The sequence below is a fragment of the Streptomyces sp. NPDC085524 genome (assembly GCF_044541755.1).
Taxonomy (GTDB): Bacteria; Actinomycetota; Actinomycetes; order Streptomycetales; family Streptomycetaceae; genus Streptomyces.
Map to the genome: position 1 here is coordinate 12,863 of NZ_JBITTH010000043.1, position 14,323 is coordinate 27,185.

The following is a 14,323-nucleotide window of genomic DNA, read 5'->3' on the forward strand; positions in this document are numbered from 1 at the left end:
GTTTCCACGGTCTATGGGACGAGCGGACCGGACAGATAAGTTCCACTCGTGTCGTACGGCCAGGCGTTGGCCGTGCAGCCGCGCAGCCCCTTGATCTGCTGCATCATCGCCGGCGCGGGCTTCCCCGGGCCCGGGCAGGTCTCGTGGTCGCGGCCGATCTCGTGCCCCACCTCGTGGTTGACGATCAGGGCCCGGTACTCCTCCACCGGCCCCTTGAACTGCGGCGAACCCTCCTGCCACCGCTTGAGGTTGACCACGACGGTGTGCCCGGCGCGGCAGTTCGTCTCCCCGATCAGCTCGGGCGTGACCACCTCGCACAGCCGGTCGGTGGTCGTCGGCGTGGCGATCTTCACGGTGAAGTCCACCGGCTCGCCGGGACCGGCGAGCTGGAATCCGTACGCGGGGTCGTTGGTCCAGCCGCGCGGGTGCCCGAGGATCGCCTCGATGGCCTTCGCGGCGCCGTCCGGTTCCACGCCGCTGCCCTCCTCGACCTCCACGCGCCAGCGGCGCACCGTCCCCTTGCCCTGCGGCCCGCCGGAGGCGGCGGAGGCGGTGAAGACCCCCGGCCGGGCGGGCGTGGCGGATGCGGCGGACGGCGAGGGAGGGCTCGCGGACGGCGCGGCGGGCGGGGCGGAGTGGTGCGTGGGGGAGGGGGAGCGCCGGCCGCCCTGCGCGGCGGGGTCCCCGTTCCCGGAGGTCTCCCCGTCCAGCTCGTCCGGCTGGGCGGCGGCCTTCTTGCGGCCGTCGGCGACCGCGGCCTCGTCGGGCGACGACGTCGCGTACACGGTCGCCCCCACCGCGACCGCGACGACCGCCGCCGAGCCGAGGAGCGTGCGCCGCAGCCGCCTGCGCCGCTCGGCGCGGCGCCGGGCACGCGGATTGTTCGGGGTGCTGCTGCGCGAGCGACCGGTGTTATGGCCTGCCGGCATCGTGAAGCCTCTGTTTTCCGGCGGCCACTGCCCGGACCGGCCGCGAATCGGATGCCGGCCCGGGGGGTGACCCTCGCACCGGGCCGCACCCCGCCAGTCAACGCGGCCGCACGGGCCCGGCGTAACTGTCCTTCGGGCCAGTTGTCCGGGTTCGTGGAGCCCCCGCCGCGGGGGGCGGCGCGGCCTGAGAGGATGGCTCCGTACCCGCCGATCCGTACCGTCACACCGAGGGGCCAACGCCAGTGATCCGCGCTTCCCTGGACAAGCAGCCGCACGAAGTCGCCTCGATGTTCGACGACGTCGCGGCGAACTACGACCTCACCAACGACGTGCTCTCCCTCGGCCAGGCCCGGCTGTGGCGCAAGGAGGTCGCCAAGGCGGTCGGCGCGCGCCCCGGGCACAAGGTCCTCGACCTGGCCGCCGGCACCGCGACCTCCTCGCTGCCCTTCGCCGCGACCGGCGCGTACGTCGTCCCCTGCGACTTCTCCCTCGGGATGCTGCGCGAGGGCAAGAAGAAGCACCCGTGGCTGCCGCTGACCGCCGGTGACGGGACGAAGCTGCCGTTCAAGGACGACGTCTTCGACACCGTGACGATCTCCTTCGGGCTGCGCAACGTCCAGGACACCGACGCCGCCCTGCGCGAGCTGTACCGGGTGACCAAGCCCGGCGGCAAGGTCGTCATCTGCGAGTTCTCGCAGCCCACGTGGGCGCCGTTCCGCACGGTCTACACGGAGTACCTGATGCGCGCGCTGCCGCCGGTGGCCCGGGCGGTGTCCTCCAACCCCGACGCGTACGTGTACCTCGCCGAGTCCATCCGGGAATGGCCCGACCAGCCCGCCCTCGCCGGGCTCCTGCAGAAGGCCGGCTGGTCCAAGGTCGCCTGGCGCAACCTCAGCGGCGGCATCGTCGCCCTGCACCGGGGCACCAAGGGCTGAGGGCCGATGGACTACGACGCCCTGCTGGAACGGATCGCGAAGGACATCGCCCCGCTGGTCGGCAGCGGCACGCCCGCCGCGTACATCCCGGCGCTCGGGGCGGTCGACACGAACCGGTTCGGGATGGCGATCGCCGACCTCGACGGCGCCGTGCACGGGGTGGGGGACTGGCAGGTCCCCTTCTCCACCCAGTCGATCACCAAGGTCTTCGCCCTCGCCCTGGCCCTCGCCGAGGGCGGCAACAGCCTGTGGGAGCGGGTCGGCCGGGAGCCCTCCGGCAACCCGTTCAACTCGCTGGTGCAGCTGGAGTACGAGAACGGCATCCCGCGCAACCCGTTCATCAACGCGGGCGCGCTCGTGGTCACCGACCGCCTCCAGACCCTCACGGGCGACGCGAGCAGTGAGCTCCTCACCTTCCTCCGGGCCGAGAGCGGGAACCCGGACGTCGGCTTCGACGCGGAAGTGGCGGCCTCGGAGCACGAACACGGCGACCGCAACGCGGCCCTCGCCCACTTCATGGCCTCGTACGGCAACATCGACAACCCGGTGCCGGCGCTCCTGGACCACTACTTCTGGCAGTGCTCCATCGAGATGACCTGCGCCGACCTCTCCCGCGCGGGCCTCTTCCTGGCCCGCCACGGCCTGCGCGCGGACGGCACCCGCCTCCTCACGCGCAGCGAGGCCAAGCAGATCAACGCGGTGATGCTGACCTGCGGGACGTACGACGCGGCGGGCGAGTTCGCCTACCGCGTCGGCCTCCCGGGCAAGAGCGGCGTCGGCGGCGGCATCATCGCGGTCGTCCCGGGCCAGTGCGTCCTGACGGTCTGGAGCCCGGGCCTGGACGCCCAGGGCAACTCGGTGGCGGGCGTGGCGGCCCTGGACCGCTTCACGACGCTGACGGGGCTGTCGGTGTTCTAGGGGGTACGGACTCCCGCACGTGCGGGACTTCTCCCCCCTCGGGCCCCGCCCGGGGCGGTGTTTGCCCACCCGCCCCCTCGGGTGCGGGCCGGTTGGGCTGGTACGTCGCCTCGCGGCGCGGCACCTGAACCCTGCGGGGCGCCGGGGCAGGAGGCCCCAGCGGGGCGGAGGAGAACAGCCGGCCGGAACCCAGGACGCCGGGCCCCGGCCGGCCGGCAGCCGGAGAGGGTTGGGGGTTTCCCGTCAGTCCCATCGTCCTTCCGCGTCGGGCCGGCCTGTCAAGAGCGCTCCTTCGTCGCGTCGCTGCGCGATCGCCTACGGCGACCCTTGACAGGCCGTCCCGCCCCGGAAAGACAAGGACTGCCGGGAAACCCCCAAAAGAACGGGCCGGGCGGAAGAACGACAAACGGCCCGGTCAGAGATGCGCGACCCGGCTTCGGCGGGCTCCGGGCCCGGCCTCGGCCCCGCAAGTCCACCGGTCAGACCGGGCAGGCGGCCACCCACCCCGAAACCTCGACCACAAGAGCCCCGGAGGAGGATGGGCGCCACAAATCGCTACGCGCTCCTGTTCGACGGCGTCCGGCAGCCGTCTTGGGCTGGTCATAGCCGCCCGAGCCCTCGGGTCGTTCTCGATCACGGCGTCTGACGGCCGTCGAAGGCGGGAAATGCGCCAGACAGCGGCCATGCCGAGCTGTACTCGGGTCAGAGCACTTGAACAGCCGAGGCAGACGAAAATACGTCCCAATTGCTCCCATTCGGGTGCGGGTTTGCGGTGGCGGTCTCGCTCTGACACGGATCCAGCTCGGTCTGGCCGAGCAACCACCTCTCTCCCCAGATCACTCCACGTCTGGGCTCACCGTTTCCAGGAAGGTGCGACCTCCGGTTCCGGAACGCGGACCGACGGTCAGCCCTTGGCCGCACTGATGAGCTGGGCCCGCTCTCGCAGGTCGCGTACTGCCCGAACGGTTCCGTGCGAGCGGAGCCGTAGGTTCATCACCTCGAAGTGTTCGTCGCCTCGTGCGGACGAGATGGCTTCGTACTCGTCGAGGAACCGGCCCCACGACTCGCAGGCCGCCTCCACGTGCCCGATGGACAACTGACGCTGCGCAAGGAGCCCGAAGGCATGCAGGCGACCCTGCCTCTCCTGCGGGGGCTGGACCCGGATCGACTCACGTAGCGTCCTGACCGAGCCGGGCACATCCTTCGTCTCTTTCAGCACGTGCGCGACGTGGAAGAGGTACGCCGTCCGGTCGTACCCGCCGACGGACTCCCTCCGGTCATCGGCGCGCCCGAGCGCCTCCTCCGCTTCCCGCAGCCGCGCGAACGCCTGTCGCTTGTCTCCCACCATCGCCGCGCCATGCGCCTGTTGCCCGCGCAGGAAGGCAACGAGCCGCGGCCCGGCCGCAGGGGCCGCCTCCGCCGCAGAGTCTGCGAGTTCCAGGGCGCGCCGTCCGTAGCCGAGGTTGGATGCCTGGAGAGACATGCCACGCAGGGTCCGGCAGTAGGTGACGTGCTCCTCCGCCTCCCCGGCGAGCTTCAGCGCAGACACGTAGTAGTCCTGGCCGAGGCGGTGCTGCCGCTCGTACATCGCCATCCACCCGGTGAGGTAGACGAGGTCGGAGGCTGCGGCCAGCATGCTCCGCCGCACCGGGGCCGTCGCCTCGGCCTTCAGCCACGGCCCTACGGTGTTCACGAGGAAGGCAGCGGCCATGGGCCGGGCGTGTCCGGCACCGAGCTCGTCGAGGATGTCCGCGATCCGGTCGGTCATCGCCTGCACGGCGACGACCTGCGCCTGACCCACCCTCGTTGTCGCCTTTCCCGGCCTTATCGGCTCGGGGCCGGCGGCCCGTGCCAGATCCGGGAAAAGCGGGATGGCGAGCGCCGCCGAGAAGACACCCGCCGCGATCACACGGCGCCGGGATGGATCCATGTCGGCCCTTCCCAGGTCTACGAGGTCCCGGACAGTGTCCCCCTCCTCCGCGCCGCCCGGCGGCGTAAGCCCCGCCTCGGCGTACGTGACCGGCCGTGCCAGCTTGCGCTCGAACGCTTCGATGATCAGCGCCCTGATCTGCGGTCGGGGCTGGTGGCCGGAGATCCACTGGGACACCGCGGGCTGACCGTACTTGAGGGCGAGCCCGGCCTCTCCGCCGATGCGATTGACGATCGAGGCGAACTGGCTTCTGGACCATTGAGCCTGCTCAAGGAGGATCGGCAGACCGGAGTTGGATGTACGTGAGTGTCGCGCCATGAGCAACTCCCGACAGGTGCATGGCTTGCATACTTCTCCGACCCTCCAACGGTACTCGTGGAGACGTCGCGTGCGGTTACCTCTTCACACCGATCAGTGACTGACCGGAAGTTGCCCGCCCGCTGACGACGGCAGGGAGTGCCCCATGTCCAAACGAATCATCCACAGCTACGCCCGTGGCGTGCACAGCATCGACATCCCGGACGATCCCGGGCAGAGCGTCGTGGCCATCCCCGAACCCAGTCAGGAGCTGTTCGACCGCGCCCTCGTCGGCTGGGAACGATTCACCAGCGTCGCCGAAAAGCCGTCCGATGGGTGATCGGTACGAGTACGTGCCGCACCCCCTACTGCGCCACCGTGTACGCGATGTCGCGTCTGGCGTCGAGGGCGAGCTGATGGCCGTGATCAACGAAAACGTCTCGACCTCCGTCGTCCGCGAGCACTGGGTGGAACTGGCATACATCCGGGGCCCATCAGGCCGTGAGTTCTGCACCGCAGTGGCCAATGTCGACTCACTCACCTGCCCTTCACCAGCCGCGGACGGGCTGCAGTCGCCGTCATCGAGAAGCGCGTAGCGATCGTTGGCGGCTTATGACCAGCCCGAGACGGCCGTCGGACGCCGTCGTGGAGGAGCGCGTAGCGATTTGGGGCGCGTGACCTCCCCTGAGGGGCTTGTGGCCGATGTTCGGCGGGGTGTCGGCCGCCTGCCCGGTGCGGAGAGCGGCCTGGGCAGGCCCGGGCTCGGGCGTGCCCCCTCGCCAGGGGGCCGGACATCGCTGATCGGCCCGTTTGTCGTTGTCTCCCCCGGCCCGTTCTTTTGGGGGTTTCCCGGCAGTCCTTGTCTTTCCGGGGCGGGACGGCCTGTCAAGGGTCGCCGTAGGCGATCGCGCAGCGACGCGACGAAGGAGCGCTCTTGACAGGGCGGCCCGACGCGGAAGGACGATGGGACTGACGGGAAATCCCCAAGCCCTCTCTGATTCCGACCGGCTCGGATCCCGTCATCGCCCCGACCCCGCCCATCAGGGAAAGGGGTTCATGACAACCGCCCCAGAGCAGCGCCCGTCAGGGCGAAGGCGCCTCCCTGAAGGCCGCCGGCCCCACGCCCACCCGCACCCAGGGGGCGGGTGGGCAAACACCGTCCCTGGGCGGGGCCCGAGGGGGGAGAAGTCCCGCACGCGCGGGGGCCCGTACCCCCGCCCCTCACCCCCGCGCGAGCGTGAGTTCGTACCGGCGGCCCAGGCGCTTGCCGCCCGGGAGGGGGAAGGTCTTCGCCAGGGTCATGCCGAGGCGTTCGGCCACTGCGGAGGAGCGGGTGTTGGCGTCGTCGACCATCGCCACGACCTGGGGGACCCCCGCCTCCCGTACGCGCTCCAGGGTGGCCAGGGCCGCCGCGTACGCGTACCCCTGCCCCCACGCGGACCGGCTCAGCCGCCAGCCGATCTCGATCTCGCCGACCGGTCCCCACTCCTTCTCCCGGGGCCACGGCTGCGCGCCCGTGAAGCCGATGACCGTGCCCTCGCCGTCCAGCAGGGTCCACAGGCAGTAGCCGAGCTGTGCGTCGTGCATGCGCTGGCGCGCGGCCAACTCCTCGTAGAAGGACACCTCCGCGGGACCGCCGAGGAATTCCATGACGTCGGGGTCGTCGAAGGCCCGGTGCCAGGCGAAGGCGTCCTCGTCGGTGGGTACGCGCAGCTGTACGACGGGGAGCGGCCGGGTCGGCGGGGTGTTCATGTGGCAGCCCTTCGGATCGCGATCTCTGTCGCTGCATAGACTGCACATGTCCGGGGCCGCCCGGCACCCCTTATCGAGATCGAGCCTTCGGGAGACCCCGCAGTGACCGAGCCCCTCTCCGAACACTCCGCGGACGTGATCGTCGTCGGGGCCGGGCCCGCCGGCTCGACGACCGCCTACTACCTCGCCAAGGCCGGACTGGACGTCCTGCTGCTGGAGAAGACCGCCTTCCCCCGGGAGAAGGTCTGCGGCGACGGGCTGACCCCGCGCGCCACCAAGCAGCTCGTGGCGATGGGCATCGACATCTCCGAGGAAGCCGGCTGGCTCCGCAACAAGGGCCTGCGCATCATCGGCGGAGGGCAGCGGCTCCAGCTGGACTGGCCGGAACTCGCCTCCTTCCCGGACTACGGTCTCGTCCGCAAGCGCGACGACTTCGACGAGATCCTGGCCCGCCAGGCGCAGAAGGCCGGCGCCCGCCTGTACGAGCGCTGCAACGTCGGCGAGCCCGTCCGCGACCCCCGCACCGGCCACATCACCGGCGTGCAGGCCAAGCTCGGGGAGGAGAAGACCCCGGTCACCTTCCACGCCCCGCTGGTCGTCGCCGCCGACGGCAACTCCTCCCGGCTGTCCCTCGCGATGGGCCTGCACCGGCGCGAGGACCGCCCGATGGGCGTGGCCGTCCGCACGTACTTCACCTCGCCCCGCCACGACGACGACTACCTGGAGTCCTGGCTGGAGCTGTGGGACCGGCGCGGCCCGCAGGACCGGCTGCTGCCCGGCTACGGCTGGATCTTCGGCATGGGCGACGGCACCTCCAACGTCGGCCTCGGCATCCTCAACTCCTCCTCCGCCTTCAAGGAGCTGGACTGGCGCGAGGTCCTCAAGGCCTGGTGCGCCTCCATGCCGGAGGACTGGGGCTACACCCCCGAGAACATGACGCAGCCGATCCGCGGCGCGGCCCTGCCGATGGCCTTCAACCGGCAGCCGCACTACACCAAGGGCCTCCTGCTGGTCGGTGACGCGGGCGGGCTCGTCAACCCGTTCAACGGCGAGGGCATCGCCTACGCGATGGAGTCGGGCCAGATCGCGGCCGACGTCATCGTCCAGGCGCACGCCCGCGCCACGACGGCGCAGCGCGAGCTGGCGCTGCACAACTACCCGAAGGTGCTCAAGGAGACCTACGGCGGCTATTACACGCTGGGCCGCGCCTTCGTGAAGCTGATCGGCAACCCGACGGTCATGAAGATCGCCGCGCAGCGCGGTCTGACCCACCCGGTGCTGATGAAGTTCACGCTGAAGATGCTGGCCAACCTCACCGACCCGACGGGCGGCGACGCGATGGACCGCATCATCAACGGCCTCTCGAAGGTGGCCCCGAAGGCCTGAGTCCAGGACCGGGCCCAGGCCCAGGACAGGGCGCAGGCCCGGGACAGCGCCCAGGCCCGGCCCCACGCCTAGCGGTCGGCGGGGACGGCCTCGCCGTCGGAGTCGGCGGCGCTGCCGTGCACGGTGCGCACGCACCGGGCCAGCAGCGCCAGCCCGCACACCAGCAGGGCCCCGGAGGCGGTCCAGCCGAGTCCGAGGGTGAGGGCGTGGCCGGGCTTCTGCCAGGGGCGGGCGGTGGTCAGCAGCCAGCCGCCGACGGCGAGCATGCCGAGGCCGAGCGCGGCCGGCAGGGCGGTGGGGTCGCCGGGGCCGTGGTTTTCGTACGGCTTCGGATTCACGGGGCCACCGCCTACAGGTCGAACGATGTGAACGCGCCAGGCCCTATCTTCGCAGGGCCTCGGCCGGTTCGATACGGGCTGCCCGCCAGGCGGGATGGAGACCGGCCAGCAGTCCCGTGACCAGCCCGGCGAGCGGGGCCGCGGCGACGGTGGCCGGGTGGATGACCGGGGTCCAGTCTCGGGCGAGGGAGACGCCGACCACGGTCAGTTCGCCGAGCGAGGTGCCCACCAGCCCGCCGAGCGCGCCCAACGCCGCCGATTCGGTGAGGAACTGGGCCGAGACGTGCCGGCCCCGCGCACCGAGCGCACGCCGCAGCCCGATCTCGCCGGTCCGCTCCAGCACGGCGACGAGGGTGGTGTTCGCGATCCCCACCGCGCCGATGACCAGGCAGATCCCGGCGAGCAGCAGGAACAGGGCGCTCAGGTCGGAGGTGACGCCGGAGCGCAGCATCCGCGGGTCGGGCGGCGGTACGGCCTTCAGGTACTCGGGGTGGTCGGGGCGCAGCGCGAGCGGGGCGAGGTCGGCGACCTGGCGGGCGGCACCGAGATCGGTGGCGATCAGCATGCTCGCGCTGCCGGGCGACGGCTGTCCCCACAGCTCCTCGGCGGTGGCCCGGGGCACCAGTACGGACAGCAGGTTCTCCGGCTTGCGTTCGACGTCGGAGATGATCCCCGCCACGGTGAACGGCTCCTGCCCGATGTAGAGCGCGGGCCGGGTCGCCAGGGTGGTGATGCCGAGGCGGCCCGCGAGCCCGCCGCCGATGACGACCACGCGCGCCCGGCTCCGCTCGGCGAACTCGTCGTAGAGGCGGCCCTCCTGGAGGGTGGGCACGAGCGCCGCGACGGCTCCGGGGGAGGCGGCGACGACGGACGCGCCGCTGCCGGTGGATCCCGTACCGCCTCCTGCGGACGGGAGGGAGCCGATGGGGGTGCGCGAGTCCAGCCGCACCGTCCACAGCACCCCGGCGTGCTCGATGCCGGCGACGGCGCGCAGCCGCTGCTCGGCATCGGCGGGGAAGCCGGGTCCGGCGAACTCGTTCTGCTGGGCGGCCACGTCCTCGACGGTCACCTCGGTGGCGGTCAGCACGTTGAACCGGCCGTCGATCTGCGAGGAGATGGTGGCGGTGAGGCCGAGCACGGCGACGAAGCTGCCGACGCCGAGGACGGTGCCGAGGGCGGTGAGCACGGCCCGGCCGGGGCGGCGCAGCATGCCGGCGACGGCCTCGGCGAGTGCGTCGCGTACGGACAGCCGGGTCGGCCTGACGGTGCTCACGTACGCAGCCGCCCGTCGCGGATGGTGACGGTCCTGGCCCCGCGCCGGGCCACCTCGGGGGCGTGGGTGATGACGAGGACGGTCATCCCGGAGGCGTGGAGCTCGTCCAGCAGCCCCAGGACGGAGGCGGCGTTGGCGGAGTCGAGGTTGCCGGTGGGCTCGTCGCACAGCAGGAGCGACGGCCGCCCGACGAGGGCGCGGGCGATGGCCACGCGCTGGCGCTCGCCGCCGGACAGCCGCCCGGGCACGGCGTCGGCGCGGTGCCCGAGCCCGACCTGGTCGAGCGCCTCGCGGGCCCGTACGAGGCGCTGCGCGCGCGGTGTTCCGGTGTAGAGCATGGCGAGGGTGACGTTCTCCAGGGCGGACCGGTGGGGCAGGAGGTGGAAGGACTGGAAGACGAAGCCGATCCGCCGGCCGCGCAGGGCGGTCCGCTCCCGGTCGGGGAGGGCGGCGGTGTCGATGCCGTCGAGGAGGTAGTTCCCGGTGGTGGGGGAGTCGAGCAGCCCGGCGACGTTGAGGAAGGTGGACTTCCCGGAGCCGGAGGGCCCCACGACGGTGATGAACTCGCCCCTCTCCACGACGAGTTCACAGGGGTGCAGGGCCTCGACGGGCGGCGGCCCGGGGTAGGTGAGACCGACCCCGCGGAACTCGATGACGGGCGCACCGCCGCCGCCCTCGGGCGCGGAGTCCCTGGCGTCGCGGGCGCCCCCGGCGGCCTGGGTGTCCTCGGCGGCACGGGTGTCCCCGGTGTCCCCCGCGTCCCCGGCGGCACGGCGCAGCCGCGGAAGCCTCACGCGGGGCCCCCTGCGGTGCCGGTCGCTGCGGCGCGGGCCGTAGTAGGGCCTGGGCCTGTGCCGAAGGCCGCACCGGCCCCCGCGCCCGGGGCGAGGCCGGTCCCGGAGGCGGAGCCGGAGGCCGGCCCGGTCGCCGTGCCCGGCATCGCCGCGTCCGTCCCCGCGCCGGAGGCGAAGCCCGTCCCCGCGCCGGAGGCGAAGCCGGTCCCGGTGCCGGCAGCGATACCGGGGCCGGATGCCGGGCGGCCCGCCGCCCTGCCCGGGGTCCTGCCCGGCTTCGGCGATTCGCCGCGGCCCTTGGCCGGCTCCCGGGGGGCGATGCCGATGACGACGCGGGCGCCGGCGGCGAGGTCGCCGTTCTTCACGGGGGTCACGGCCACATAGCCGTCGCCGCTGGTGCCGGTGCGGACGGGGATGCGCCGCTGAGTGCCGTCGGCGGAGACGGCCGTCACGAGGGTCTGGCCGTCGGGGCTCGCGGAGACCGCGGTGACCGGGACCACGAGGGCCTCGCCGTCGGTGGAGGCGGACTCGATGGTCAGCCGGACGTCCTGCCCGGCGAACGCGGCGGGCAGCGGCTGGTCGGCCCGGACCACCATGCGGTAGCCGAGGTCGGCGCCGCCGCCCTTGCCCTGCGCGGCATCGCCCTGCCCGCCCTGCCCGCCCGGCTGCCCGTTCTGCCGGCCGCCCGACGGCTGGCCGGTGGACCGCTCCGTGGCGACCAGCGCCACCTTGCCGCGGGCGTCGGTGCCGGCCACCTCGGAGGAGACCACCACGGACATGCCCGCCCGCAGCAGCTGCTTCTTGTCCTCCTTGAGGTAGGCCTCGACGACGAGTTCGCCCGCGGACAGGGTGAGCACCGCCCCGGACACGGGCCCGCCGATCCGGCCGCCGACGGCGCTGACCCGGGCGGGGAAGGAGCCGAGGAACACGGTCTCGGAGGCGGGGAGCATCGGCCCGTCGGCGGCCTCGGCCGCCGCCAGCTTGGCCCGGGCGTCGGCGAGCGCCTGGCGGGCCCGCGTCAGGGCCCGGCCGGAGTCGCCCGTACCGCCGTCGGTGGCTTTGCCGCCTTCCGCGGCGCCGGGGGCGCCCTTCGCGCCGGGGGAGGCGGAGGGGCCGGGCGCCGCCGCCTTGCCGCCGCCGGTGCCGCCACTGCCGCCGGCCTGGACGTCCTCCACGGCCCACTCCGCGGACCGTACGCCCTCCCGCGCGGCCTTGAGCACCTCCGCGCCGTCCGCCACCGCGGGCAGCGGGTCGTACCCGATGGCCTTGTAGCGCGCGGCGAGCGCGGCCTTCGTACCGGCTCCGAACACGCCCTTCGGGTCACCGCCCGTGCCGTGCCCCAGCTCGCGCAGCGCCTGCTGCAGCTGGGCCACGTCGTCGCCGGTGGCGCCCGGCTTGAGGTCCCGGTAGACGGGCAGTGTCCCCCGGAGGGTGAACACGGGCCGCCCGGACACCTCCGCCAGCAGCTGCCCGGCCGCGACCGGGTCCCCGGCCTTGAGCGGCAGCTTCGTCACCACGGGCGTGCCCGCGCCTTCGGCGGAGCGCGGCTGCGGGGCCACCTCGACGCTCTGGTCGGCGACGACGGTCCCCCGCATCACCACCTTCTGCGCGAGCACCCGCCGCTCGACCTCCGCGGTCAGCGGCCCCTGCGAGGGCGGCCCGGTCTCGGCGGCCACCTGCGCGGGCGACTTCACCAGGGTGGTGGCGAGCAACCCCCCGACGGCCATCAGCGCGGCCCCGGCCACGACCCCGAGCACGACCCGCCGCCCACGCGCGAGCCCGCTCGCCTCCGGCAGGGCCTTCCCGCCCGCGGACTCGCCGGCGGAGTCCTCGGTCACGGCCACCACGACGTCCTGCAGTTCACTCACCCGCCGAGGACCGCGTTGCCGTCGGAGCCCAGGTTCTTCCTGCACTTCTCCAGGGCGTCCACGTGCTTCGTCTTCAGTTCGGCCATCTGTTCCGGCGTCACGGCACGGTCGTCGATCTCCGCGGTCACCGGATTGGGATCCGGGTACCAGGAGACGCCGTTCTCGCGCAGGCACGCGGACTCCGCTCGGGCGGTGGCGACCCGCTCCGGGTCGGCCTGCACGGGAGAGGGCTCCGGCGGAACCTTGTCCTTGCACGCCTCCTGGGCCGCCGGGAGCTTCGCGATCGACGCCGGATCGTCCTTGTTCACGCGGGGCGCACCGTAATCGGTGTGCCTGATCTTCACCCCGTTGGCCTTGAGGCAGTCGTAGTAGGCGATCTCCTCCTTGGTGGGCGGAGGACTGTCACTGGCCTTGGGCTCGCCTCCGCCCGAACAGGCGGTGAGCGCGAGGGACGCGGCTATGAACAGGGTGGTGGCGTGCTTGCGCATGCTGGCGCTTCCCCCGGGGTGGGAATGTGGAATGAGGGCGTCCGTATAACGGGAAGAGATGTGGACGCGGTTCGTGATCCTAAGGAGAGAGCGAGCTGGGCTACAAGTGTCCTTCCATACAACTTTCTTGACGGTCCATAACCTGAGAAGCCGCTTGTGCGAATAGTTCTTCGTGTCGTTAACTCCCGGCTGTTCAAGAACATTTGTGAAATCACGCATCGCTGTCCATTCCTACAGTGGGGAATGTGCGAATGAACAAGAACCTGCGTGGACTGCGCCTCGCGGCGGCCCCCGCGGCCATCGCGGCCGCACGGGCAACACCTTCTACGGCCCTGCGAGCTGCGCCGGCCGCACCCGGAACGTGAACGACAACACCCGGTCCTGCAAGAACCTCGACATCAACGGCTGGTACGTCTACACGGACGTGAACTACAAGGGCGTCCAGGGCTCGATCCCGCCCAACTGCACGGGCAACGCCACGTCCAATTCCAAGGACAGCATCAGCCCCCTATACGGCGCACAGCCGCGCGCAGGAGGACTCCCGGGTGGCCGCCGCCCTGAAGGGCTGGTCCGACTGCATGGCCAAGGGCGGGTACGGGGGAGTCGGCACGCCGTACGAGGTGATCGAGAAGCTGGGCCTGCACAACGACGAGTCCGGCCCCAAGGCGGTCGCCGTCGCCACCAAGGACGTCGCGTGCAAGCGCGAGGTGAACCTCGTCGGGATCTGGGCGGCCGCCGAGCGCGCCTACCAGGAGCGGCTCGTCGACGAGCACGCCGAGACCCTCGCCCTGTACAAGAAGCAGCGCGGCGCCCGGTTCGCGTGCGCGGCCTCCCTCGCCCGACGGGCAGCCGGCACCTCCGGCCCCGCACCTCCGGCCCCGCACCTCCGGCCCCGCTCCTCCGGCCGCGGCGCGGCCCCGGCCCTCCAGGCCGGGGCCGAGGCTCGTTCACCGGCCGCGCAGGCACTTCTGCAGGGCGTCCGCGTGATCGCGCTTGAGGCTCGCGCGCTGCTCCGGGGTCATTCCGATGTCGGTGAACTCGCCGGTGACCGGATCCGGGTCCGGGTACCAGGTGACGCCTTCTGCCCGCATGCAGTCGGTCTTCTTCCGCCCCTCGGCGATGACCTCGGGAGGGGCCTGCCGGGGCGAGGGCGGGGGCGGGATCTTGCCCTCGCACGCCTTCTCGGCGGCGGAGACCCTTTCGGGAGGCAGGGGCTTGTCCTTGTCCACGCGGGGAGCCCCGTAGTCGGTGTGCGTGATCGGCAGGCCCTGCTCCTCGAGGCAGTCGTAGTAGGCGATCTCCGCCGCGCTGGGCGGCGGGCTGTCGCTCGCCTTCGGCTCGCCGTCACCCCCGCAGCCCGTAAGGGAAATGCAGATGAGCAGCAGCGGGGCGAAATGGCGTGCGTGCACGGGTTT

The 14,323-nt window shown here is 72.4% G+C and carries 14 protein-coding genes; 4 read left to right on the forward strand and 10 right to left on the reverse strand.

Annotated features, from left to right (window positions below):
- Positions 1-11: 11 nt before the first annotated feature.
- The gene (locus tag ACIGFK_RS39915; protein WP_376661447.1) at positions 12-929 is read right to left on the reverse strand and encodes a DUF3152 domain-containing protein; all 918 of its coding nucleotides are present in this window, start codon (positions 927-929) and stop codon (positions 12-14) included.
- Positions 930-1,171: 242 nt separating this feature from the next.
- On the opposite strand from ACIGFK_RS39915, the gene ACIGFK_RS39920 reads away from it, so the two are divergent.
- Both ACIGFK_RS39920 and ACIGFK_RS39925 read left to right on the forward strand, forming a co-directional pair.
- A complete protein-coding gene (locus tag ACIGFK_RS39920) occupies positions 1,172-1,864 on the forward strand; it encodes a demethylmenaquinone methyltransferase (protein WP_400055804.1) in 693 nt (230 codons plus the stop codon).
- Between the two features lie 6 nt (positions 1,865-1,870).
- The gene (locus tag ACIGFK_RS39925) at positions 1,871-2,782 is read left to right on the forward strand and encodes a glutaminase (RefSeq protein WP_376661444.1); all 912 of its coding nucleotides are present in this window, start codon (positions 1,871-1,873) and stop codon (positions 2,780-2,782) included.
- A 904-nt stretch (positions 2,783-3,686) separates the two neighbouring features.
- Here the strand turns inward: ACIGFK_RS39925 and ACIGFK_RS39930 are convergent.
- Positions 3,687-5,030, reverse strand: a complete 1,344-nt coding sequence (locus tag ACIGFK_RS39930) for a hypothetical protein (RefSeq protein WP_400055806.1) — start codon at positions 5,028-5,030, stop codon at positions 3,687-3,689.
- A 145-nt stretch (positions 5,031-5,175) separates the two neighbouring features.
- Here ACIGFK_RS39930 and ACIGFK_RS39935 point away from each other — a divergent pair, with 145 nt between their 5' ends.
- Positions 5,176-5,349, forward strand: coding sequence for a hypothetical protein (locus tag ACIGFK_RS39935; RefSeq protein ID WP_400055808.1), 174 nt, complete (start codon positions 5,176-5,178; stop codon positions 5,347-5,349).
- 881 nt (positions 5,350-6,230) lie between these two features.
- Here the strand turns inward: ACIGFK_RS39935 and ACIGFK_RS39940 are convergent.
- A complete protein-coding gene (locus tag ACIGFK_RS39940) occupies positions 6,231-6,761 on the reverse strand; it encodes a GNAT family N-acetyltransferase (RefSeq protein WP_376658081.1) in 531 nt (176 codons plus the stop codon).
- A 102-nt stretch (positions 6,762-6,863) separates the two neighbouring features.
- Here ACIGFK_RS39940 and ACIGFK_RS39945 point away from each other — a divergent pair, with 102 nt between their 5' ends.
- Positions 6,864-8,147: a geranylgeranyl reductase family protein gene (locus ACIGFK_RS39945; RefSeq protein ID WP_376658080.1), complete on the forward strand. Its 1,284-nt coding sequence runs from the start codon at positions 6,864-6,866 to the stop codon at positions 8,145-8,147.
- Between the two features lie 68 nt (positions 8,148-8,215).
- Here ACIGFK_RS39945 and ACIGFK_RS39950 read toward each other — a convergent pair whose 3' ends face one another.
- The 7 genes from ACIGFK_RS39950 to ACIGFK_RS39980 form a co-directional block, all read right to left on the reverse strand.
- A complete protein-coding gene (locus tag ACIGFK_RS39950; RefSeq protein ID WP_376658079.1) occupies positions 8,216-8,485 on the reverse strand; it encodes a hypothetical protein in 270 nt (89 codons plus the stop codon).
- A gap of 43 nt (positions 8,486-8,528) precedes the next feature.
- Positions 8,529-9,758 (reverse strand): ABC transporter permease, encoded by a 1,230-nt coding sequence (locus ACIGFK_RS39955; protein ID WP_400055810.1) that lies wholly within the window; start codon positions 9,756-9,758, stop codon positions 8,529-8,531.
- Positions 9,755-10,411 carry an ABC transporter ATP-binding protein gene (locus ACIGFK_RS39960; RefSeq protein ID WP_400055844.1) on the reverse strand — a complete coding sequence of 219 codons (657 nt, stop codon included), beginning with the start codon at positions 10,409-10,411 and terminating at the stop codon, positions 9,755-9,757. The genes ACIGFK_RS39955 and ACIGFK_RS39960 overlap by 4 nt, the downstream gene beginning before the upstream one ends.
- A 137-nt stretch (positions 10,412-10,548) precedes the next feature.
- Positions 10,549-12,420 carry a peptidoglycan-binding protein gene (locus ACIGFK_RS39965; RefSeq protein ID WP_400055812.1) on the reverse strand — a complete coding sequence of 624 codons (1,872 nt, stop codon included), beginning with the start codon at positions 12,418-12,420 and terminating at the stop codon, positions 10,549-10,551.
- On the reverse strand, positions 12,417-12,908 hold the full coding sequence (locus ACIGFK_RS39970; protein ID WP_400055814.1) for a hypothetical protein: 492 nt from the start codon (positions 12,906-12,908) through the stop codon (positions 12,417-12,419). Before ACIGFK_RS39970 ends, ACIGFK_RS39965 begins: the two co-directional genes overlap by 4 nt.
- A gap of 500 nt (positions 12,909-13,408) precedes the next feature.
- Positions 13,409-13,681, reverse strand: a complete 273-nt coding sequence (locus ACIGFK_RS39975) for a hypothetical protein (RefSeq protein ID WP_400055816.1) — start codon at positions 13,679-13,681, stop codon at positions 13,409-13,411.
- A gap of 174 nt (positions 13,682-13,855) precedes the next feature.
- On the reverse strand, positions 13,856-14,317 hold the full coding sequence (locus ACIGFK_RS39980) for a hypothetical protein (protein WP_386472483.1): 462 nt from the start codon (positions 14,315-14,317) through the stop codon (positions 13,856-13,858).
- Positions 14,318-14,323: the final 6 nt, after the last annotated feature.